The 21158-nt window shown below is 65.0% G+C and carries 22 protein-coding genes; 12 read left to right on the forward strand and 10 right to left on the reverse strand.

Annotated features, from left to right (window positions below):
- Positions 1–5: 5 nt before the first annotated feature.
- From ACFPMG_RS21350 to ACFPMG_RS21375, 6 genes are all read right to left on the reverse strand, one after another.
- Positions 6–1052 carry a hypothetical protein gene (locus ACFPMG_RS21350; protein WP_376997200.1) on the reverse strand — a complete coding sequence of 349 codons (1047 nt, stop codon included), beginning with the start codon at positions 1050–1052 and terminating at the stop codon, positions 6–8.
- A gap of 230 nt (positions 1053–1282) precedes the next feature.
- A complete protein-coding gene (locus ACFPMG_RS21355; protein ID WP_376997201.1) occupies positions 1283–3232 on the reverse strand; it encodes an AAA family ATPase in 1950 nt (649 codons plus the stop codon).
- A complete protein-coding gene (locus ACFPMG_RS21360; protein WP_376997202.1) occupies positions 3229–3780 on the reverse strand; it encodes a hypothetical protein in 552 nt (183 codons plus the stop codon). Before ACFPMG_RS21360 ends, ACFPMG_RS21355 begins: the two co-directional genes overlap by 4 nt.
- A complete protein-coding gene (locus tag ACFPMG_RS21365) occupies positions 3777–4808 on the reverse strand; it encodes a hypothetical protein (RefSeq protein WP_376997203.1) in 1032 nt (343 codons plus the stop codon). Before ACFPMG_RS21365 ends, ACFPMG_RS21360 begins: the two co-directional genes overlap by 4 nt.
- Complete coding sequence (locus ACFPMG_RS21370) at positions 4763–5032, reverse strand: dsDNA nuclease domain-containing protein (RefSeq protein WP_376997204.1); 270 nt, start codon at positions 5030–5032, stop codon at positions 4763–4765. The genes ACFPMG_RS21365 and ACFPMG_RS21370 overlap by 46 nt, the downstream gene beginning before the upstream one ends.
- Before the next feature lie 357 nt (positions 5033–5389).
- Positions 5390–6460, reverse strand: a complete 1071-nt coding sequence (locus ACFPMG_RS21375; protein ID WP_376997205.1) for an IS630 family transposase — start codon at positions 6458–6460, stop codon at positions 5390–5392.
- A gap of 322 nt (positions 6461–6782) precedes the next feature.
- On the opposite strand from ACFPMG_RS21375, the gene ACFPMG_RS21380 reads away from it, so the two are divergent.
- From ACFPMG_RS21380 to ACFPMG_RS35425, 5 genes are all read left to right on the forward strand, one after another.
- Entirely contained in the window at positions 6783–7661 is an 879-nt protein-coding gene (locus ACFPMG_RS21380) for an HNH endonuclease (protein ID WP_376997206.1), read from the forward strand.
- A gap of 106 nt (positions 7662–7767) precedes the next feature.
- On the forward strand, positions 7768–9492 hold the full coding sequence (locus ACFPMG_RS21385) for a class I SAM-dependent methyltransferase (RefSeq protein ID WP_376997207.1): 1725 nt from the start codon (positions 7768–7770) through the stop codon (positions 9490–9492).
- 52 nt (positions 9493–9544) lie between these two features.
- A complete protein-coding gene (locus ACFPMG_RS21390; RefSeq protein ID WP_376997208.1) occupies positions 9545–10126 on the forward strand; it encodes a hypothetical protein in 582 nt (193 codons plus the stop codon).
- A gap of 39 nt (positions 10127–10165) precedes the next feature.
- Entirely contained in the window at positions 10166–10843 is a 678-nt protein-coding gene (locus ACFPMG_RS21395) for a hypothetical protein (protein ID WP_376997209.1), read from the forward strand.
- A 462-nt stretch (positions 10844–11305) separates the two neighbouring features.
- A complete protein-coding gene (locus tag ACFPMG_RS35425; protein WP_465252030.1) occupies positions 11306–11404 on the forward strand; it encodes a hypothetical protein in 99 nt (32 codons plus the stop codon).
- A 103-nt stretch (positions 11405–11507) separates the two neighbouring features.
- Here the strand turns inward: ACFPMG_RS35425 and ACFPMG_RS35430 are convergent, their stop codons facing one another.
- Entirely contained in the window at positions 11508–11939 is a 432-nt protein-coding gene (locus ACFPMG_RS35430; RefSeq protein ID WP_465252031.1) for a hypothetical protein, read from the reverse strand.
- Here ACFPMG_RS35430 and ACFPMG_RS21405 point away from each other — a divergent pair.
- The gene (locus ACFPMG_RS21405; RefSeq protein ID WP_417281710.1) at positions 11938–12357 is read left to right on the forward strand and encodes a thermonuclease family protein; all 420 of its coding nucleotides are present in this window, start codon (positions 11938–11940) and stop codon (positions 12355–12357) included. The two genes, ACFPMG_RS35430 and ACFPMG_RS21405, sit on opposite strands and share 2 nt — an antisense overlap.
- Positions 12358–12393: 36 nt before the next feature.
- Here ACFPMG_RS21405 and ACFPMG_RS21410 read toward each other — a convergent pair whose 3' ends face one another.
- Positions 12394–12867 carry an Lrp/AsnC family transcriptional regulator gene (locus tag ACFPMG_RS21410; RefSeq protein WP_376997211.1) on the reverse strand — a complete coding sequence of 158 codons (474 nt, stop codon included), beginning with the start codon at positions 12865–12867 and terminating at the stop codon, positions 12394–12396.
- A 262-nt stretch (positions 12868–13129) separates the two neighbouring features.
- Here ACFPMG_RS21410 and ACFPMG_RS21415 point away from each other — a divergent pair, with 262 nt between their 5' ends.
- The 6 genes from ACFPMG_RS21415 (at position 13130) to ACFPMG_RS21440 (ending at position 19774) form a co-directional block, all read left to right on the forward strand.
- The gene (locus tag ACFPMG_RS21415; protein ID WP_376997212.1) at positions 13130–14095 is read left to right on the forward strand and encodes a GHMP family kinase ATP-binding protein; all 966 of its coding nucleotides are present in this window, start codon (positions 13130–13132) and stop codon (positions 14093–14095) included.
- Between the two features lie 7 nt (positions 14096–14102).
- The gene (locus tag ACFPMG_RS21420; protein WP_376997213.1) at positions 14103–15170 is read left to right on the forward strand and encodes a cysteine synthase family protein; all 1068 of its coding nucleotides are present in this window, start codon (positions 14103–14105) and stop codon (positions 15168–15170) included.
- The gene (locus tag ACFPMG_RS21425; RefSeq protein ID WP_376997214.1) at positions 15170–16396 is read left to right on the forward strand and encodes an ATP-grasp domain-containing protein; all 1227 of its coding nucleotides are present in this window, start codon (positions 15170–15172) and stop codon (positions 16394–16396) included. Before ACFPMG_RS21420 ends, ACFPMG_RS21425 begins: the two co-directional genes overlap by 1 nt.
- Before the next feature lie 27 nt (positions 16397–16423).
- Positions 16424–17356, forward strand: a complete 933-nt coding sequence (locus ACFPMG_RS21430) for a DMT family transporter (RefSeq protein ID WP_376997215.1) — start codon at positions 16424–16426, stop codon at positions 17354–17356.
- Between the two features lie 65 nt (positions 17357–17421).
- Positions 17422–18963: an argininosuccinate lyase gene (gene argH, locus ACFPMG_RS21435; RefSeq protein WP_376997216.1), complete on the forward strand. Its 1542-nt coding sequence runs from the start codon at positions 17422–17424 to the stop codon at positions 18961–18963.
- A gap of 22 nt (positions 18964–18985) precedes the next feature.
- Positions 18986–19774: a JAB domain-containing protein gene (locus ACFPMG_RS21440; protein WP_376997217.1), complete on the forward strand. Its 789-nt coding sequence runs from the start codon at positions 18986–18988 to the stop codon at positions 19772–19774.
- Between the two features lie 64 nt (positions 19775–19838).
- Here the strand turns inward: ACFPMG_RS21440 and ACFPMG_RS21445 are convergent, their stop codons facing one another.
- Complete coding sequence (locus ACFPMG_RS21445) at positions 19839–20087, reverse strand: hypothetical protein (protein ID WP_149651370.1); 249 nt, start codon at positions 20085–20087, stop codon at positions 19839–19841.
- The gene (locus tag ACFPMG_RS21450) at positions 20084–20962 is read right to left on the reverse strand and encodes a DNA/RNA non-specific endonuclease (RefSeq protein ID WP_376997218.1); all 879 of its coding nucleotides are present in this window, start codon (positions 20960–20962) and stop codon (positions 20084–20086) included. The genes ACFPMG_RS21445 and ACFPMG_RS21450 overlap by 4 nt, the downstream gene beginning before the upstream one ends.
- Between the last annotated feature and the right edge of the window lie 196 nt (positions 20963–21158).

Consider the following 21158-nt stretch of genomic DNA (forward strand, 5'->3'; position numbering starts at 1 on the left):
CACGCTCACAAGGCTTCCTTGTCGGTCACGACGGCGCCGGGCGGCCCCTTGGGCTTGGGCGCGGCGTCGCCCGCCAAGCTCGGCGGTGCCGCCGTCAGACCGTGTTTGATCGACAGCCGCCGCTGCTCGAGCATGGCCAGCGTCATCCGCTCCGTGGCGACGCGGCTGAGAATGGTCACGTAGATCAGCCCGCCGGTGTAGCGCGACGCCTCGCGCTCGCCCGCTGCGATCGAGGCGCGGGTCGCGGCGATGTCGGCGTCAAGGGGCGCGAGGACTTCCGCCGCCACGGCGACGGCCGCGACGGGGGGCAGGCCTGGAGCCGGGGGCAAGCCATGCTTGAGCGATAGGAGGCGCTGCTCCAGCGCGGCCAGCGTCGCCTGCTCGGTGGCCAAGCGCTGGAGCAGGGTGACCTTGATGAGGCCGCCACTGTATTGGTCGGCGTCCTTCCGGGTGTCGGCGATGACGCGACGGCGCTCGGCAATGTCCGCCTCGAGCGCGGCGATCGCGTCCTTGTCGGCGGCTGGAACGGCCGCTGAGGGAGTTGGCGCCGTCGGCAGGGCGACGCCGTACTTGAGTGCAAGGTGGCGTCGTTCCAGCAGCGCCAGGGTGGTCTCCACCAGGCTCAGGCTGGCCAGCCGCTGCGTGTGAATAGTCCCAGCGCGCACTTCGTCCACCGCCGCCTTTCGCTCGGCCACGGTGGCCAGCTGCTGGGTGATGTCGGCTTCGAGCGCCGCCAGCTGGTCGGCGTTCGCGGTAGGGGCAGCCGCGCCGGTCACCGTGTAGCGCAGGTCGACGAAGCGCAGCGCGGCGGCCCGACGCTGCTCGAGCATGTCGCGGGTCTGGGCGCGGATGGCGGCGCTCAGCGCCTGCTCCGCCTTGACCTGCGGGTCCTCCGAGTTCTGGACGGGTGCCGTCTCGGCCAAGGCGGCCAAGTCGCGGTCGAGCTCGGCCGTTGATGGCGGCAGGCGGCTGTGAAGCTCCCAGGCCAGATAGGCGTTGGCGGCAACGCCACATGCCAGGAGAATGCTCAGCGTTTTGGTGGCCACGGTCACGACATCCTCCAACCATGAGCGGGACCGTGACATCGTGAGCGATACAACCACAGAACGTCAACGATGAAGCGGAATGCACATTTAATACCCAGCAGGGTAAAGTCAATGAAGATAATATTAAGCCCTTTCAACGGCTTAGCCGCCGGGTTCCGGGAAAATCATTGACTCTATAGGGGACCTCCGCGGACACCGCCAGCATCAACCGCGCCGACCACGAGTTCCCCGCAGCGTCAGGGACCCTCGTAGTAGCCGATCAATGGGGGGTTCTGCGGGTCACCCCGGCGCATCATCCTGTCCAGCGATGGCGCGACATCGGCTGGCGGTGGCGCGAAGGTCTGGTCCACGATGATGACCTGCCACTCGGCCAGCACGCTGCCGAGCAGGGCATACAGGTGCGCGTAAAAATTCCTGAAGATGTCCGGATTCACGTCCGGAGTGATGTTTTTCATCGGAGAGTCGATGATGAGCACCCGTGGAACCGGCAGGCGCTGCTCGGCAGCCGTCTTGTGGAGCGCCAGCACGAAGGCGATCTTCATAAGGATCTTCTTGCCGCCGCTGCCAACGGTGAAGAACGAGAAGGCCCGCCTCTCGTCGCCTCTGGGCCACACCGCAGGGATCAAGTTGCTGCGCCCCAGCACGACTTGGTCGTCGGCCGAAAACGCCGGGAACTTGATCGCGCCGAGTACGGCTGCGTAGTTCTCCTCCAGCTTCGTCAGGTTCTGTTCGGCGCCGACGAGCCTGGCTTCCTCCTCTTCGAGCATGCGCTGCACCGCCTCGATGTCGGCCGACAGCAGGTCCGCTTGGCCACTGAGTCGAGCGATCTCGGCGGGCAGCGCCCGAATGCGCTCCAGGAACGAGGAGCGCTCCCGGATGACGGCAAGTCGCTGCTCGCCAACACGGCTTCGTGCCAGGAAGTCCGATTCATACCCTTGAAGCGACTCCGCCACGCGACCGTCCACCTCGCGCCGAGCTTGCCGTGCCTCCGTCAACTTCGCTTGGAGCGGTCCGAGTGACTTGCGGTGTCGTGACGACGAGTCCTTGAGGTCGGCAATGCGCGCATCCAGGTCCTGGCGCACGACATCCGCGGTGAGCGCCTGCCCGCGCGGCTGCTGGCCGGACGGTGTGTGACACAGGTAGCAGGCGTCGTCCGTGTGTTCGGCTTTTACCGGGAGCCCGGACCCGCAGCGCGGGCAGCATTCGAACTCCACGCCGTCGAGGACGCGGTGGGAAATGTCCACCCGCGCCGCTTTCATCTTGAGCTGCATGAGCTCGGCCGCCAACGCCTCCTGTTCGCCGATGCGGGCGTTGACCTCGTCGATCGCGTCCTCAAGGGTCGCCACCTGGGCGGCCAGTTCCTTCAGCCTCCTGCGGTTCTCATCGGAGATCCGCGTTTCCGGCCGATACCCCGCGCGCAGCGCGGTAAGCTCCTCTTCGATCCGCCTTGCTTCGCCGTTCAGCTCCTCCAGCTCCGCGGCAATGCGCTCCTCAGAGTCGAACCCGAAAGGGGCCAGGAACGCGCGAACCTTCGTGATGGAGTCGCGTTGGGCGCGCTGCTCCTGCTTCAGGCGCTGAAGCTCGATCTGGAGTTCGTTCAGCCGCTCGCTCAGGTGGCCGACGAAGAACCGCAAGGTGTCCTGGCTCTTCTCCTTCCGGATCGGTACGTCGAGCAGGAAGAAGTCCGAGTCGAGGTTGTCCTGGTCGAGATAGACGAACTTGAAGATGTCACGGATGCTGAGGCGCACCAGCGGCGAATCACTGTCGTAGGTGCGCCGCCGGACTTTCACGACCGGGATCCCCAGGAGCCGGAGGATCAGGTCGCTGAAACTGAAGACGTCCTCACCGAAGATCGGCTCCGCCCGCGGTCTCATGGGCGCCGACACCATGTAGGTCTCGCCCGCGGCGGTCTGCCAAGTGACCTGCGCCGAACCGGCGTCCTGGGCGACCCGCTCGATGACCACGGTGTTCGTGCCCATCCGCGCCTGCAACGCGACGGAGACGAGCTCCTGCTTGAGCGCCGGGGTGCCTGGGAACCGGCCGCCGAGGCAGAAGTCGATGAGGGCCGGGATGCTGGACTTACCGGCCGACATTTCGCCATGGAAGAACGAGACCCGTTCGGCGAAGCGCACCGTTTCGACGCTCGCACGGCAACGCAGCTGAAGGTACTCGAAGCGCAGCTTCATGGCGTGATGGCCTCGTCGTAGGCGAGCGTCGCGATCTCGGGGAAGGTGGCGTAGATAAACTTCATGATGTCTGTCGCCCCGATGTCGATCCTCTGGCGGAGCATGCGGGCACGGGCCGCCAACGGCTTGGTGGCGTCTTCTTCCGCCAACGCGGCCGCAACCTCCATCCCGCGCGCCGTCAAGGACAGCCGGACGGTGCGGCCATCGGTGTCGACCCGTGCCAAACCCTTGGCGGACAGGATGTTGATGAAGCGCCGGTAGCGATGGTCCCACGGCCCGAAGCGGTACCGCACCATCGTCGCTTCGACGCTGCGGCGTTCGTAAGGCTCCACCGGCACGCGCTCGGGCGCCACCCCGCGGGCGACCATCGCGCGCTCGAAGTACGACGGGTACCTGAGCAGGAAATCCAGCTTGGCTAGTTTGGTGATGCCGTGGATCGCCGCATCATCCGGCCTACTGAACGCCAGCAGGAGGATGAGCATGCGGGCCAAGTGAACCGGCTCGTCGCGATCGAGGCTGGTCACGATGTCGGCGAGCGTGAGCCTCATCGGACAGCCTTCAGATCGAACCGGTCACTCCACCAGACCGTGCATTCCTCCGTGAGGATCCCGGCGGCGCCAAGGAGGTGCTCTTTGGAGCAGTCGTACATCGGCAGGGTGCTGGTACGCAGCCGATCTTCCAGAAGCTGGCGGAGCCGAGCGTACATGGGGCTGGCGTACTTCTGGCCGGGCTGTTCAACGGAGAGCTTCGCTTCGACGCAGTCGTCCTTCACCAGGGCCTTCAGGTGTACTAAGCGCCGGTTGGCCTCTTCGACACCGTGGCGGTGGAGCCACTTCAGATAAAGCGTCTCCATGGAGGCCTTGAAGTCCTTCAGCACGTCGACGCGCTCCATCTGAAGGCCTCCGCGCTCAAGTTTCTCGACCATCACGTCGAAGCCCGGCGGAAGGACGTCGGCCGACACCGCACCGGAGGCGACCAACAGGTTCTCCGCGTCTTCGATCAGGGACTGCCGAATGACCTCTTCAACCCGGCCCGCGGTGATCGTCTTGCCCGCCAGCAGCAGGGTGTCCCGCTGGGCGTCGAAGTCCATCACCAAACTGTACAGGTCCGCGACCTCACCACCGAGAACGCAACTGGAGGCTTGCTGGCAAAGGTAGATGAGGTTGTCGGCCACCCTGGTGAGAGTGTCGAACGTCTGCGTTCGGCGGTAGTCCCGGACATCGCCAACGGTTTCGCGCAGATCCTTGTACGGCCGCTCCAAGTCCGTCTTCTGCCCGAACAGTACGAGCTTGAGCATGGCGGCAACGACGTGTGCCTCGTCGCAGCCGTGCTCACCGCACAGGCCGGAAACGAACTTCTTGAGCAGGTTAGCCTTGGTCAGGCCGTCGAGGTTGCCGCGCTCGCAGATCTGATCGCGAATGTAGGAAAGGTTGTTCCCGTTCTCCTTCTCACTCCAAAACCCGTGGTTGGTGATGAAATGGAAGTTGTCAAACCGAGCCGGATAGGCTTTTTCAAGTTTGGCAAACCGGCCTATGCTGTTCTTGACAGCATCATCATTGGCCTTGAAGGGATCCAAGTCGAAGCGGCGTGTCTTGACCTGGAGAGCATCATAGGTCCCCCCGGCTTCCGGAGCAGGATGTCTTCGTGATTCTCGCAATAGACGGCTTCCAGCTGGCCGGACAACAGCCGCAGACACTGAAGGGCAGCGAAACAATGCTGGTACGAGAACCGCGCTTGGGTGTCAGCGCCGGGATCCGTCTTATCGAGCACCGCGCCTGGATCCGGCGACGCCGTTGTCACGCACCACTCCTTGTAGTTGCACCCGATGGTTTGTTTGGCCTTTTAGGCTCAGCCTCTACCATTGGGTATGCAGCAGGAAATCTGATTTCACAAGAATTTCTTTTTCAGGTGGTAGGCGGTGGCACCAATATGGGCAGCCTGCCATTGCGGATCCGCCGGAGGCAGCCAAGAGCCGTCGGAACCCATACGACGTGATCCAACCCTCACCAAAGAAAAGGGGCGGCTTCGCCAGCACGGTGCTGGAGCCCGTGGCTCAGCTGCTGCTCGATGTCTTTGGCTGGCGGGGGATGCTGGTCGCGCTGGGGATGGGCAACCTCGCCCTCGCGGTGTTGGTGACGGTCATCCTAGTGCACTGACTCATTCAGAAGGTGCAGGCAGCCTGTCGAGTTTGGCGAAGATGGCGTGGGCGGGCTTGGTCCAGACGAAGGGCTTGGCCGCCTTGTTGTGGGCGCGGATGTAGCGGGCGATGGCGTCCTGGAGATCGGGCACGGACTTGAAGACGCCGCGCCGGATGCTGCGGCGGGTGATGATCGAGAAGAAGCCCTCGACGGCGTTGATCCAGGAGGCGGACTTGGGCGTGAAATGGAACACCCAGCGGGGATGATCAGCCAGCCACACCAGCACGTTCGGGTGCGTGTGGGTGGCGTAGTTGTCGACGATGGCGTGGATCACCTTGCCCGCCGGGACGGCGCGTTCCACGGCGGCAAGGAGCCGGATGAACTCCTTGTGGGTGTGCTTGGGCATGCAGCGCCCGACCACGGTGCCGTCCAGCGTGTTCAGCGCAGCGAACAGCGTGGTGGTGCCGTTGCGCTTGTAGTCGTGCGTCATCGTCCCGCACTTGCCGGGCTTCAGCGGCAAGCCGGGCTGGGTGCGGTCAAGCGCCTGGATCTGGCTCTTCTCGTCGATGGACAGCACCACCGCATGGCAGGGCGGGTCCATGTAGAGGCCGACGATGTCCTCGACCTTGGCGGCAAACGCCGGATCGCTGGAGCGTTTGAAGGTGCGCAGGCGATGCGGTTGAAGGCGGTTGGCCTCCCAGATGCGTTGCACGGCGCGCAGGCTGATGCCGATCGTCTTGGCCATGGCCCGGCCTGTCCAGTGGGTGACGGCGCCAGGCGGTTCCGAACAGGTCAGCGCCAGCACCTTGGCCACCGTCGTGGTGGGTAGCGGTGCCCGGCCGGGCTTGCGCGTCTTGTCGCGCAGCAGACCATCGACGCCCTGTTCGGCGTAGCGCACCTGCCAGCGCCACACCGCCGGGCGGCTGACACCGGCCCGGCGCGCCACCTCCTGCACGGGCAGCCGGTCGGCCGAGAGCACAATGATGTTTGCCCGCTGGATATGCTTGAGCGGGCGGTTGCGGTCGCCGAGGAGCACAGCCAAGCGCGCGCGATCCTCCGGTCCAACGATGACGCTGACGGTCTGGGCCATGCCGACAGAATCGCACGTCGGCGGCCCTCTGTGAATCCTATGTCTGCGTCAGTGCACTAGAGTGCCAACGCGGATGCACTCAACCTGATCATTGGGGCCCGAGCCACAATGCCTACGTACCCTATCCTGGAGAGCATCCGTTGAGCAGTCCCAGCGGTACCCGTTTCCATGCCTGGGAGGCTCCTCGATCACCACCCCAACCCTTCAATCGCCGTGTCATCTGGAACGGGACCTGATAAGCTGAATGCCCTGACTTCAATGCAACCACGCAATGCACGATCCCGACGCCTCTCTCCGGCTTGCCGCCTTCGAACGCCTTCGGATGCTGAAGACCATCCATGGAAGTGCGTTGCCGTGGAGCGCCATCGCCGAGGGGTTCGTCTGCGGCACCGAACAGGTGCGGTTTGCCAGCGCGGCTCAGGGCATCTTCAAACCGGCACAGATGAGGGGCGTGCTGAGCGTCAAGACGGTCGTCCCCAAGCCTGGCGGCCGCGTCTGGTACCATGACCAGCTGGAGTCGGACGCCAAGCTCGCCACCGCAACGGACACCCTCGCCTACGCCTTCAAGGGAACGAATCCCGACGATCCGCAGAACCGGCTGCTGCGTGGCGCAATGGATGGACGGCTTCCGATCATCTACTTCTACGGCGTGGCACCCGGTGCGTATGAGCCGATCTTCCCCACCTACGTGGTCGACTGGAACCCGAGCGACCTCTCCGTGAAGCTCGCCCCGAAGCCAGTGGCCGACCAAGCCACCTTGTGGATGCCGCCCGGCGTCGAGGAACAGCGCTACGCCCTGCGGCAGGTCAAGCAAAGGCTGCATCAGTCGTCCTTCCGCGAGCGGGTGGTCGCCGCTTACGAAGGACGGTGCGCGCTGTCCGGCCTGCCCGAGCTCCGGCTGGTGGATGCGGCGCACATCATCCCCGACAGCGACGAGGAGCTGGGGCAACCCGACATCCGCAACGGCATTTGTATGTCAAAGCTACACCACGCTGCGTACGACGCGGACTTGATCGGCATCGATCCCGACCACCGCATCCACATCTCCGAGCGGCTCTTGGAACTGCACGATGGCCCGATGCTCGAGCTCGGCATCAAGGGGCTGAAGGGGCAGGTGATTCGTTTGCCCCGCGAGGATCAGCTGAAGCCGGATCTCGAGCGGCTGGCACTTCGGTTCGAGCGGTTCAAGAAGGCCGCCTGAGCACCCGCCCCCTTTCTTCTCCGTGCCCCTTTCCGTGACTGGCCCGATGCCGACCTCCACAACTCCAGAAACCTCCAAGACCGGCACGGCGCCCATGGGGAATCCGGTGGCCACGTACGACCGTCTGGCTTCGGAACTCGCCAGTCAGTACGAGACGGTCGGCTTCGACGAGGTCCACGCCGACATCCTGGATCTGTTGCCGCCAGCAGGAGCGACCGTTCTCGATGTCGGCGCTGGATCCGGTCGCGACGCGGCTTGGCTCGCGGCCCAGGGACACGACGTTGTCGCGGTGGAGCCATCCGCGGGCATGCGTGCAGAGGCAGTACGGCGGCACGAAAGCGGGCGCATCCGCTGGGTCGATGACCGCCTGCCTGGGCTCGAGTTCGTCCACCGCCTCGGTGTGACTTTCGATTTCATCCTGCTCAGCGCCGTGTGGATGCACGTGGCACCGGCGGACCGGCCGCGGGCGTTCCGCAAGCTCGTGACCCTGTTGAAGCCCGGCGGCCGGATGGTCATGAGCCTGCGGCACGGCACCGCCGACCCGGAGCGGGCCATGCATCCCGTTAGCCGGGCTGAGATCGAACGCTTGGCTGCCGAACATGGTGCCATGGTGACGCGGGCCAGCCGGGCGCCGGATAGCCTCGGACGCGCGGATGTCAGCTGGGAGACCCTTGTCGTCCAGCTCGCGGACGACGGCACGGGCGCCCTGCCCTTGATCCGGCACATCGTGCTGAACGACGCCAAGTCCAGCAGCTACAAGCTGGCGCTATTGCGCGTGGTCGCTCGGGCTGCCGACGCCTCGCCCGGGTTGGCCATGCTGGACGGCGACGACGCGGTGGTCCTCCCCCTTGGCCTTGTTGCACTGTACTGGGTGCGCACGTTCCTGCCCTTGGTCGGCGCCGACCTGCCGCAGACCCCGACCAGCCGGAACGGTGACGGTCTCGGATTCGTCAAGGAACCATTCCGGCGCCTGGGCGGCACGGCCCCTCCGGAACTGCGTGTCGGTGCGCATTTCCAGGGGGACACGGCCACCGCTCTCGCCGCGGCCATCCGTGATGCGGCGAACACCATCACCAGGATGCCCGCCACCTACATCACCTACCCGGGAAGCGACCGGCAGGTTTTCGGGGTGACGCAGAGGCGCTCGCCCCGGATCGCCGGATCCCTGGTGCTGGACGCACCGTATCTCTGGTCGCTCGGGGACTTCCGCATCCCGTTGAACGTCTGGCACGCGCTCACCCGGCTGAACACCTGGATCGAGCCTGCCCTGACGGCCGAGTGGACGCGGCTGATGCAGCGCTATCTGGCCAGTCAGGGCCGGTCGGTCCCTGAAGGCCGGATCGTGGAGGCCCTGGCTTGGCTCGATCCGGAGCGCGGGACCGCCGAGGTCCGGCGCATGACCGCGGCCATGCTGGATGCCGGGGAGCCCGTGTATTGCGTCTGGAGCGGACGCAGGCTCAAACGGGACGGGCTCGATATCGACCACTGCCTTCCGTTCGCGGCATGGCCGAACGCGGACCTGTGGAACCTGATGCCCGCTGATCCGCGGGTGAACCGGCACGGCAAGGCTGACCGCTTGGTCTCCGCCGAAATCCTGGACCGCGCTGGAGAGCCGATCGTCAGCTGGTGGGAGCGCGCCTACCTCCGGCACGGAGATGTTCTGGCCAGCCGCTTTAAGCGCGAGGCTGCGGCGTCGCTGCCGGTGGGCGTGGCGCCGGGCAGGCCCGTCGGCGCCGGAGAGGTTCTCGAAGCGCTGGCCGCCAAGAGGCTGATGCTCAAGGTCACCCAGCAGCTTCCGGAGTGGCACGGTCCTGCGGCCGCATGGAAGTAAGGTGAGCCAGATTTGCGGTGAGTGCCACCTGCCGAACGAGCGGTATTGGGCCATGCCGCTTCGCATCGAACGCAATAATACTGAAACGGAAGGATGTACGATGTCGGATGCAGATGAGGCGGAGTGGGAAACGATCGGCATTCTTTGGGCTGCCGCAGGGATGAAGAAGCAGTACGAGGCCGAGCTCGCAGACTCGCAGAAGCGTGCTGCCCGGCTTGAGCAACAGCTACGGGACACCCGCGCCCAGTTGGCTGCGGCCGAGCAGCGGGCCGCTTCGGCAACCCGACGGGCTGACAACGAGGAAGCCCGAGCAGACCGGGAAAGTAGCTACTACGAGGATTTGAGCCTTGAGCTCACGGCGGTCCGGGAAGAACGGGACCGGCTCGCCGCAGAGCTGAAGACAGAGCGGACTAAGGCCAGCGTGGCGGCCGCTCTGCACACGGTTACGGAAGGCACCTGCGCAGGCTATTACGCGGTGCTGGGAGCATTCGAGGCGGCGCACCCTGGCAGCCCGGTTCTCGCCGAACGCGATGCCCTGTTCTGGCAGGGATATGAGAAGAGGGACCCTGGACGACGCATGTCCCAGGTCTTGTACGGCGACGGGAAGAAGGGGAAAGCAACGGCCACGTTGTAGCCGTTGCGCCGATCAGCGCGCCTGAGGGTGGGCGCTCGGTTGGCTCTCCGCACCTTAGAACCAGTTGCCTACCTCACAGATCGCTACGGCAAGCCTTTCAACTATTGTCGTTATGGTCGAGCTATCGCATCCTCGGGAGTTTCGGAAATGCACTTATATATTGACGAGTTTAAGGAAATGAGAATTAGAGATTTTGCCACATACCTGCTTACAGGAGTTTTGGAAAAGAAAGGGAAACTCATTAGTGAGTTGAAATATTGGGACGTTATCTGCGATGGCACTTCTATTATCAAGGATGAGTGCGGAATTTATATCGTATCAGACGAGTCGCAGGTGCATTATGTTGGGATGAGCACTTCAGAGGCGCTTGTTACACGCATCGGCAACCATCTGGCTGCCGGAGGAATACATTGGAAAAATAACCTAATGCGCGGCATGGCAGATTTTAGAAAAGAAACCGCCAGCTTTGTAAGTGATAGTCAAGCTGCGCAGCTAGGGAATCTCCGAATCAGATTCATCCACATAATGCATAACTGCAAGCCTAAGGAAATAAGGGAACATAAGGGCGCCGCAGTCACCTCCGTCCGCTTACTTGAAACAATGTTGCGGTGCTTATTGAAGCCGAGAAAGAATGAATACAGAAAGCCCATAAATGATCACGATAGACTTGTTGGCAACATCCTAAGCGATGCTCTATTGTATAGAGAATTGCCTTAATTTTCATCAATGCAAATGGCGGCCACTGACCAAGCTGGCACACTTACGCCGCTTGACCAAACATCGTCAAGCTACGCATCCAGAGGCGTGCATACGTCAGAATCTGCATAGCGTCCTGCTAACGTGACACCCTGAATCCGGACGGCTTCAGGGCGCGGATCAAAACCCCACCTACATGGAACCAAGTCATTGATTTCGCTCGGACCAGTAGAAGTTTTTGCCCGGCACTCTTAAACTTCTATATATCGGACCGCTCGAGTTCGAGGGCTTCGAGGTGCTCCAGACGGTGAGTGGACAGCGCTGACGGAACCACCGATGGCAACCCGGGCTTGAACTCCTTACTCTGAGTGCATGCCGCACGCACGCTACCAAACTCCAAGACCCCGGGCAGAGGATCGCGAACCGCTGTCCGGGCTCGTCGAGCAGGTCACGTACCACAACGCTGAGAAGGGCTACTGCGTCTTGCGCATCAAGGCCCGCGGCCACAAGTATCTGGTCACCCTGGTCGGGCACGCGGCCTCCATCACGCCCGGTGAGTATGTGCAGGCATCCGGCCGTTGAGAACAGCACCGAGAGTATGGCCCGCAGTTCCGTGCAGCCTTCCTGCGCGCCGCGACGCCCACGACGCTGGAAGGCATCGAGAAGTACCTGGCCAGCAGCCTGATCAAGGGCATCGGTCCGGTCTACGGCCGCAAGTTGCGCTCTGGCATTCGGCGAGGAGGTGTTCAACGTCATCGAGCAGCACCCCCAGCGCCTGATCGAAATCCCGGGCATTGGTCCCAAGCGCGTGGCCAAGATCACGCAGGCCTGAGCGAAGCAGAAGGTAGTCCGTGAGATCACGGTCTTCCTTCAGAGCCACGGAGTCGGCACATCCCGCGACGTGCGGATCTTCAAAACCTACGGTCCCATCCCTCAGGTGACGGAGAACACCTATCGGCTCGCCCGCGACATCCGTGGCATTGGCTTCAAGAGGTGGATTCTCCAATGGTTGTCTTGTTGCCTGTAAGGTAGCATACGTTTGGATGAACTCTCCTGCGGGTAAGCCAGTGGTGTTACGGCCCATCACGTTGATCACCAGAAAGCCAGCGCTGCTCATGGCATTCCTGGCGGCTCTCATGGTGCTTTATCGGCCCACCGCGGTGCAGGCCAGGAATCTCTCCATCGTCTCCGGCAACATGATCGACGTGGACGGAATGCGGATTCGGCTGTGGGGCATCCGAGTTCCGGAATCTGATGTGACATGTCACCGCGGAAACGTAAACGAATCCTGCGCGACCTTCTCCCGCCGGGTTCTCGAACGGCTCATCGGAAGCGAGGAGTTGCGATGCTTGGTGAAGGTAAGCCATCCCAGCCAGCCCGTCGGCGCCCAATGCTCGGTGCAAGGGGCTGACCTTGGGCACCTCATGGTTTTGGGCGGTTGGGCAACGGATGACGGCGCCGAGAGCGGCGGCTTCTATGCGGTGCAGGAGGAGGTCGCGCGAGAACAGCGGGTTGGCATGTGGAAGGACCACTGACCGCATGACCACTGACCGTATTGGCGTCCCGGAGCTTCAGATCTCGATCGGGACCCTGGTTTGGTATTTGACGCGATTGATGACCGTCAGTGTAATAAAGCGCTTCACCAGTGGGCTGGCGTAAAGAGTGGCCCGGGAGAACCGTTCGAACTCGGCCATGTTCTTCACACAGACGACCAACACGTAATCAGTGATGCCGGTCACCAGATAACACTGCATTACGCAGTCATGGGCGTGCATGGTTTTCTCGAAGGCGTCCATCAGCACTCGGTCGTCGCCTTTGAGCTCGACGCTCACGATCAACTCGATGTGGGTGCCGAGCTTGCCAGGATCGACGATCGAAACATCCTTGACGATGATCCCGGCTTCGCGCAGCCGTCGAACCCGGCGCAGGCAGGTTGGCGGCGACACAGCGACCGCGTCCGCCAACTCCAGATTGGTGATCTGGCTGTTCTGCTGGAGAAGGTTGATGATCTTCCGATCAATCTTGTCAATTTCGACGTCCGACATGGGATTCCTGCTCGCGTAACGAGATTTCATACTTATGAATGCCTCGCAACGTGACGTCAATTTTTCCATCATGACAAATCAGACGGCGAACTTAGAAATTTCACACCACCTAAATGGCGCTACAGTTTGCTCATGAGCACGAAGCAAACCATCGGCGAAAACAAAAATAACTGAGTGATTTTGCAGGACGTCGGGTTCAACCCGCACGCATTCCCTGAGAGACGTCTAACAAAAACAGACACATTCAGTGAAGAGGTATAGGATGCCCGGAGACGTAATCTCTCGGCTTGCCCCCGTTCACCTTGGCGTTGGGGGTCGGCAACGGAAAGAACAGGGTTTCGGCCGCGTCAACGGCCATCACGGCGAGATCCTCCAAGGGATCTTTCCCGACGAGACGGGGCGCCTGCACCGCGGCCTGGTCACCCTCCCGTGTAACATCGTTTCATCGGCCGCCGTCTTCCGACCGGCCGCTGGCCCGCTGGTCACCGTTCCCGACGACAAGCGCAAGGCGGCCGACGCCGCGCGCCTGGCTCTGGATACCCTGGGCCTGCATGACCAGGGCGGTTACCTGACGGTCGAGAGCGACATCCCGGTCGGCCTCGGCATGGGGTCCTCGACCGCCGATGTGGTGGCCGCTATCCGCGCCGTCGCCGACGCCCACGGCGCGGCCCTCGGTGCCGATGAGGTCGCCCGGCTGGCGGTTCGGGCCGAGACGGCCAGCGACAGCATCATGCACGGCGATCTCGCCGTGCTGTTCGCCCAGCGCGAGGGCGTCGTCCTGGAGCACCTCGGCCCCGCGCTGCCAACGCTGGAGGTTCTCAGCGTCGACACCTCCCCCGGTTCACCGGTGGACACTCTGAAGCAGCCCGCCGCCGTCTACGACGAGTGGGAGATCCAGGCGTTCCGGCCGCTGCGCGGCATGCTCCGGCGTGCGATCCGCACCGGCGATGCGACTCTGCTCGGCCGGGTCGCCACGGCCAGCGCCCGCATCTCCCAGCGCCACCTGCCCAAGCCCGCCTTCGAGGAGATCAACGCCATCGCGGCCTCCATCGGGGCGCTCGGCATCCAGGTCGCCCACAGCGGCACGGTCGTCGGCCTGCTCTTCGACCCCCGCAACCCGGCCACGGCCCGCCGGATCGCCGAAGCGGCCGCCCGCCTCAAGGCCTTCGGCCTGCCCCCCGCTTTCCATTTCCGCACCGATGCCGCCGAGGTCCGCCATGTCGCTTGAGATGACCATGTCCCAGCCCCTGTCCCGCGAGGCCCGCGGCTTTCCCGACTATGAACTTCCCCGTTTGGTGCGACTGACGGACAACCTGCACGGCGCCGCCTTCTTCCTGATGAAGCTGCTTCCGGCCCGGCACATGCTGGACCGCGCGGCGGCCGATGGGCGCCTGAAGCACGGCGGCATCATCTGCGAGACAACGTCGGGAACCTTCGGGCTGGCACTCGCCATGCTGGCAGCGGTGCGCGGCTACAAACTCATCCTGGTCAGCGACCCGGCCATCGACGAGCACCTGCACAAGCGCCTGCTGGAACTGGGCGTCACACTGGAGATCGTCGAGAAGCCCTATGAGGTCGGCGGCTTCCAGACTGCCCGCCTCGACCGGCTGCGCGCTGCGCTGGAGGCCAACCCAGGCAGCTTCTGCCCCTCGCAGTACGGCAACCCCGACAACCCGCGGGCCTATGCCGAGGTCGCCGAGCAGATCGCCGAGCGCATCGGCCACGTCGACTGCTTGGTCGGCACCGTCGGGTCCGGCGGCTCGATGTCCGGCATTGCCCGCTTCCTGCGCCACCTCAACCCCGACCTTCACGTTATCGGCGTCGACACCCCCAACAGCGTCGTGTTCGGCCAGCCCGACGGCAAGCGGCTGCTGCGCGGCCTCGGCAACAGTCTGGTGCCGCCCAACGTCGACCACCGCCAGTTCGACGAGATCCATTGGGTCGGGGCCGCCGAGGCGTTCCTGGCGACCCGCCTCCTGCACCAGTACCACGCGCTCTACCAGGGCGGCACCAGCGGGGCAGCGTACCTGGTAGCCGACTGGTGGGCGCGCACCAATCCCGACCGGAAGGTGGTGACGCTGTTCCCCGACGAGGGTCACCGGTACGTCGCCACCATCTACAACGACGACTGGCTCGCCACGCTGCCGGGCTGGACCGGCGTGCTGCCCGAAGCCCCGCAGCCGGTGGCGCATCCCAGCGACGTCCGGCCTAGCTGGAGCAGCTACCACTGGGACCGCCGGACGCTGGACGAGGTGCTGGCGGCGGCCAACCCGGCGGCGCGTGACATCGCGGAGGCCGCGTGATGCCGCGCCTCCTGCTGTTCATCGAGAGCAACACGTCCGGCACCGGCCGCCTGTTCGCCCAAACTGCCCGTGCCCTCGGCTTCGAGCCGGTGCTGATCAGCCGCCAGCCCGGGCGCTATCCCTATGTCGCCGAAGACAGTGTCCGCAGCATCGAGGCCGATACCGCCGACCTGACCGTCCTGCGCTCGCTTGTGCGGCAGCTGGCGCTCAGCGAGGGGATGGCCGGGATCACCTCCAGTTCGGAGTATTTCATCGCCACCGCCGCCCGCCTGGCCGCCGAACTCGGCCTGCCGGGACCGGATGCCGACGCAGTGGCCGCCTGCCGCAACAAGGCGTCCCAGCGCCGCCGCCTGGACGAAGCCGGTATTGACCGCGTGCGCCATGCCGAGGTCACCGGCACCGCCGATGCCGTCCAGGCTGCCATCGGCATCGGATTGCCCGTCGTCCTGAAGCCGGTGGCCGGATCGGGTAGTGTCGGCGTCCGGCTCTGCGCCACGATGGCCGAGGTGGCGGCCCACGCCAGGGCCCTGCTCACCGACCCAACCTGTGGCGCACTGCTGGTCGAGGAGGTCATCCGGGGCAACGAGTATTCGGTGGAGATCTTCCATGATGCCGTCATCGGGGTGACCCGCAAGCACCTGGGCACCCTGCCGCACTTCGTTGAGATGGGCCACGATTTCCCGGCCCCGCTTGCCTCAGCCGCCGCGGACCGCATCACGGGCTTCGCGCTGGCCGCAGCGAGAGCGCTCGGCCTCACCTGGGGGCCGCTGCATGTCGAGCTTCGCCTCGGCGAGGACGGCCCGCACCTGATGGAGGTCAACCCGCGGCTGGCCGGGGGATTCATCCCCGAACTCGTCCGCCAGGCGACCGGCATCGACCTCATCCGAGCAACCGTCGAACTGGCCATCGGCCGGACGCCGGTGGTGACGCCGACCCGCCAGGAGCACGCAGCGATTCGCTTCCTCACGCCACCCGACGACGGACTGTGGTTCGCCACCGAGGGTCTGGAGGCGGCACGGGGTGCGCCCTTCCTGCGCGACCTGCGGCTCTACCGTGCATACCCGCTGCTGATAGCCCACCGCGGTGATTTCCAGGACCGCCTCGGCCACGCGCTCACCAGCGCCCCCACCCTGGAGGCAGCCGTGGCCGCCGCCGAACTGGCGCGCTGCGCCATCCGCTTCCGTGTCGCGGCCGACGACACCGGAACCCTTGCCACCGTCGCCTGACCGGAACAGCAGCAGGAGCCCCCTTCCATGTCCTCAACCTCCATCGCGGCCGCCGGACCGTCGCGCACCGGTGCGAACCCGGCGCTGCTCTCCCTGCTGGCGGGCGCGCTCGCCATCGCGCTTGCCCCCATCCTGGTGCGGGTCAGCGAGTTGGAACCGATCGCCACCGCCTTCTACCGGCTGGTCATCGCGCTGCCCTTCTTCTGGCTCGGCATGCTCGCCGAGCGCAAGGCGCCCCGGACGACCGCCCGCACGCCTGTCACCGCCGCCGACATGGCGCTGATGGGGGTGGCCGGGCTGATGCTGGCGGGCGACTTGGCACTCTGGCATCTCAGCATCACCATGACCTCGGTTGCCAAGGCGACGCTGTTCAACAACTGCGCCCCGGTCTTCGTCGCCCTGATCGGCTGGCTGCTGTTCGGCGAGCGGATCGGCCTCGGCCTGATCGTCGCCCTGGCGGTTTCACTGTCCGGCATGACACTGCTAATCGGCGACGGACTGTTCGTGTCGGTGGGAAGTGCTGCGGAGGGGCAATGGCAGGGTGACGCCATCGCAGTCAGCACCGCTGCCTTCTACGCCATCTACCTGATGGTGGTGAAGCGCCTGCGGGCCAACCACTCGACCAGCGTGATTATGGCGGGATCGAGCGCCGCCGCTGCCTTGGTGCTGGCGGTGGCCGCCTGGCTTGAAGGCGGCCCGCTGCTGCCCGCGACCGCCTGGGGCTGGGTCGTGGTGCTGGCGCTGGGCATCGTCTGCCATGTCATCGGCCAGGGACTCATCACCCACGCGCTGGCCCACCTCCCCGTCACCTTCTCGTCAATTGGCCTGCTCATCCAGCCGGTCGCGGCGGCGGCGCTGGCCTGGATGCTGTTCGGCGAGGCTCTCGGCCCCCTCCAGTGGCTCGGCGGCGCGCTGGCGCTGGTCGGCATCACGCTGGCCCGCCGAACCTCCGGCCGCTGACTCGGCGACTAGCCACGCTCTGACCAACCACGCACCCGAAGCCCTTCTCACCGGGAGTCACCCTCATGGTGATCAGCAACGCCCAGATCCTGGCCCACCTCGGCGACACCGGCCGGGTCGCCGGGACGCTCCATCCGAAGGCTCAGGCCATCCTGTTCGGCGACGTCGCGGACGACGCCATAGACCGAGACCTGCCCTGGATCACCCAGGTCGACCGCGCACACCTTGTGATGATGGCGGAGACCGGTCTCTTGCCGATTGCGCACGTCTCCCCGCTGCTCCGGCGCATCGATGAAATGGAGTGCTCGGGCTTCGCCTCCCTGCGTGGTCGGTCGGCGCCGCGCGGTGTCTACCTGCTCTATGAGACCTACCTCATCGCTGACCTCGGCGAGGAGATCGGTGGCGTCCTCCAGACCGCGCGCTCGCGCAATGATCTTGGGGCCACCGTCTTGCGGATGCGGCTGCGCCAAGTGGTCGCCGACCTGCTGACCGGCCTGTCCAGACTCCAGACAACCCTGCTGCGCCGGGCTGAGGCCTGCGCCGACGCGGTCTTCCCGATATACACCCACTACCAGCCCGCTCAGCCGGTGACGCTTGCCCACTACTACGCCGGGGTGGCTGGGGCGCTCGACCGTGACGCCGAGGCCTTGCACGCCGTGCTGACCGACCTGGACCGTTGCCCGCTTGGCGCCGGGGCAGTGGGCGGCACCGGCTTGCCCATCGACACCCGGCGTACGGCGGCGCTGCTCGGCTTCTCGACGCCCTGGGCGCATTCCATCGACGCCGTCGCCTCGCGCGATGCTGTCCTCCGTCTGCTGGCGGCGCTGGGTATCCTCGGCGTGACGGTCAGCCGTCTCGCCCATGACCTCCAGTTGTGGACCACCGGCGAGTTCGGCTTCCTGACGGTGGCCGACGATTTGGTCGGCACCAGTTCGATGATGCCGCAGAAGCGCAACGTCTACATGCTGGAGCACATCAAAGGCATGGCGGCCGCGCCGATGGGGGCGCTGACGGCGGCAGCGATGGCAATGCACGCCACACCGTTCTCGAACTCCATCGCGGTGGGCACCGAGGGCGTCAAACCGGTGTGGGCGGCGGCTTCCGGAATGGCCGACGCGCTGACCCTGGTCCGGCTGATCGTGGCCGGAGCCGAACCGAACCAGGGGGCGATGCGCCTGCGAGCCATCTCCGGACAGACCAATGCCACCGCGCTGGCCGACTGGCTGGTGCGCGAGCGCGGGATGCCGTTCCGTCGCGCCCATCACGAGGTCGGCGGCGTCATCCGCGGCATGATGGTCCAGGGTGTCGTGGACCTTGCGACGGCCGCGCGCGACGCCCATCCCGAATGGTTCCACGGGGAGCGCTCGCCGCACCTGAAGCCAATAGATGTTGTCGCCGCCCAGGAGCATGGCGGTGGTCCAGGTCCAGATTCCACGATTCGGGAGATCGAGCGGGTGCGGGCGTCGCTGCGCACCCGCCGCGCGGCTCTGGTCGCACAGCACCGCCGGTGGCGTGCGGCACGGCAGACCCTGCGATCGGCGGTGGAGAGGGTGCTCGACATCGCGGTCATCGACCGGCCGGGCCAGGGCCATCCGGCCGGGGCGTGACCCAAGCAGCGGGAACATCGACATGCACAGCGCAGCCAAACCCAGCCCAAGAGCGAGAAACGGGAAACGAACGGTTCCCGGCTTGCGTCCCTATCCGGCCACGATCGGCTTGACGGTGGACCGTAGCTTGGAGGTCATTCCGGACGAGGCGTTGCTGGGCTGCCTGCTCACACTGGCAGACCCGGAAGTTGATGGCGATGTGTTGGCGCTACGCCTACTGGCTGCGCACGGTTCCTTGGAGGAGGCGGTCGCGGCGGCTTCAGTGGGGAACTTACCCGGCGGTGTGGCTTCAGACGGCCACGCCGTCGTCCGGTTCCAGGCCGTTGTCGAACTCGCAGCCCGCTTGGTCCGGCCCTCACTGGAGCGCCACCCGGTGTTCGTCGCCCATGACAGCTTGGTGGCTTACAGCCGTCTTCGGGCCGCCTGCTCCACGGTGCAGGCGTTGCGGCTCCTGTTCCTCGACGACCGCCGCCACCTGATTGCCGACGAAATCCATCAAACGGGGACGTTCGGTGACGTCGCGATCTACGTTCGGGAGATCATGGGCCGCGCGTTGCAGATGGAGGCCCACGGGCTGGTCATCGTCCACAGCGGTCCAGATGACGACCCGCCGAACCCGGCGGGGGCCCGGACATCCTGTGCGGACATCCAGCAGGCGGGAAAGTTCCTCGGGGTGGAACTCGTTGAATACCTTCTGGTCGGCAGACGCTCGTATTGCACTCTCATCCAGGAACCAGCCGATGCCCGTGTTGGCCGCCGCCCTTCTCCGGTGGCAAGTGATTCGGGGCCGTCGCCGGACCGTAAACGTTAGTCGGCTGATTCGGAAAAGGCCGACGCGGGTGACCTCACGTTCCCCCCCTTGGTCGGTGTCGCCATCACTTGAAAGGGTTGTCCACCGTGTCCGTCGGCTTCGGCGGCGGGACATGGTCCGGCAGGTCTTTCTCGGCCTCTAGGGACTGTACAACGGCATCGAGCAGGGACTTGAGCTTTCGGGCATGCTCCAGCCCTTGCTTGTCGCGGGTGAGGTCGATTGATCCGTAGACGGCCACACAGTCGGAGCCATTCTCGACCTGGAGGTCTCCGATCTGCGTGGCCCCGGTATCATCGGCGTACGGCTTGATCATCGCATCAACTCCTTCAGAAACTTCAGGACGTTGCTCTCAGAGAAGCCCGGCTCGTCTTTTTTCCGTCCTCGCCCCGGCGCGCGGGGCTCAGGCAGCGACATCGGCGATGCCTTGGCCTCGGCGGAGATACTGGGGAAGACCGCAATGCCGGTGACATCCTCCAACTCAGCAATGGAGATCCGCTGGTACTCGTTCCCCGGCGCGTTGGGCACGAGATAGGCGGCAGCCTCACGGCGGCGTGGGTCGTAGATGGCTTTGAAGACGTGCGTGGGCACCAGGACCCGGCCGCCGATGCGCTGGAGGTTGGAGCCTTGGAAGACGGGACCGGTCACGACATAGACCTCGCCGCGGGTGTTCCCAAGATGCCGCGTCGCACCTTCGATGGCACTCCAGATCCCGCGGTTGCTCTCTCCAACCTGGGGGATCATGTTCGCCAGGGAGAAGCTCTCATGCTGGGCTTTCGCCATCGGCATGTCGCCATTGGGCGCCATGTGCCCGCGGTCGAATCCGGAGCGCTTGTAGTCGGCCAGTTCCGCCCGCTCGTCCCGTGGCAGGGCTGTCTCAGCGTGGAAGGCGCTCGCCTCAGGACGCTCAAGACCTTTGGCGGCCGCGACGCTGTCCCGGGTCAGGTGCTCGACTGCATAAAGCGGGGTGCGCGTCACGCCGGAATGAAGAACGGCGAACGCTGAGTAGCAGAGCTCCCGCGTCTTGGCTGCCAGCTTCGAATTTATCAGGTCCGGCGCCACGGCCCCGGCATAGTGGGCCGGGCATGCCGTTGCCGCGGCATCGGCCGTAGCCGGAAGGGTGAACAGAACGAGCGCCGGAAGCGCGCAGGCAACCGTCCATCGGGCAATGGCATGTGGTCCGCGAGGCATATCTTCTCCATTCCCCGAACAGGCTGAAGCTACGACAGCTTGCGGACGGATGTCACGTGAGCCGAAGATCGAGAGCTACCAGAGGATTCGTCGGCTCTAACAGGACGCGGAAAAAGGTCTGTTGCCTGCCGGCCTGTCGTGATTCTCTACGGTCGTGGAGAATGCAGCCAGCGAGGGGGCGATGCGGGGCTCGGAC

Source organism: Azospirillum himalayense (assembly GCF_042657465.1).
GTDB classification, from domain to species: Bacteria; Pseudomonadota; Alphaproteobacteria; order Azospirillales; family Azospirillaceae; genus Azospirillum; species Azospirillum himalayense.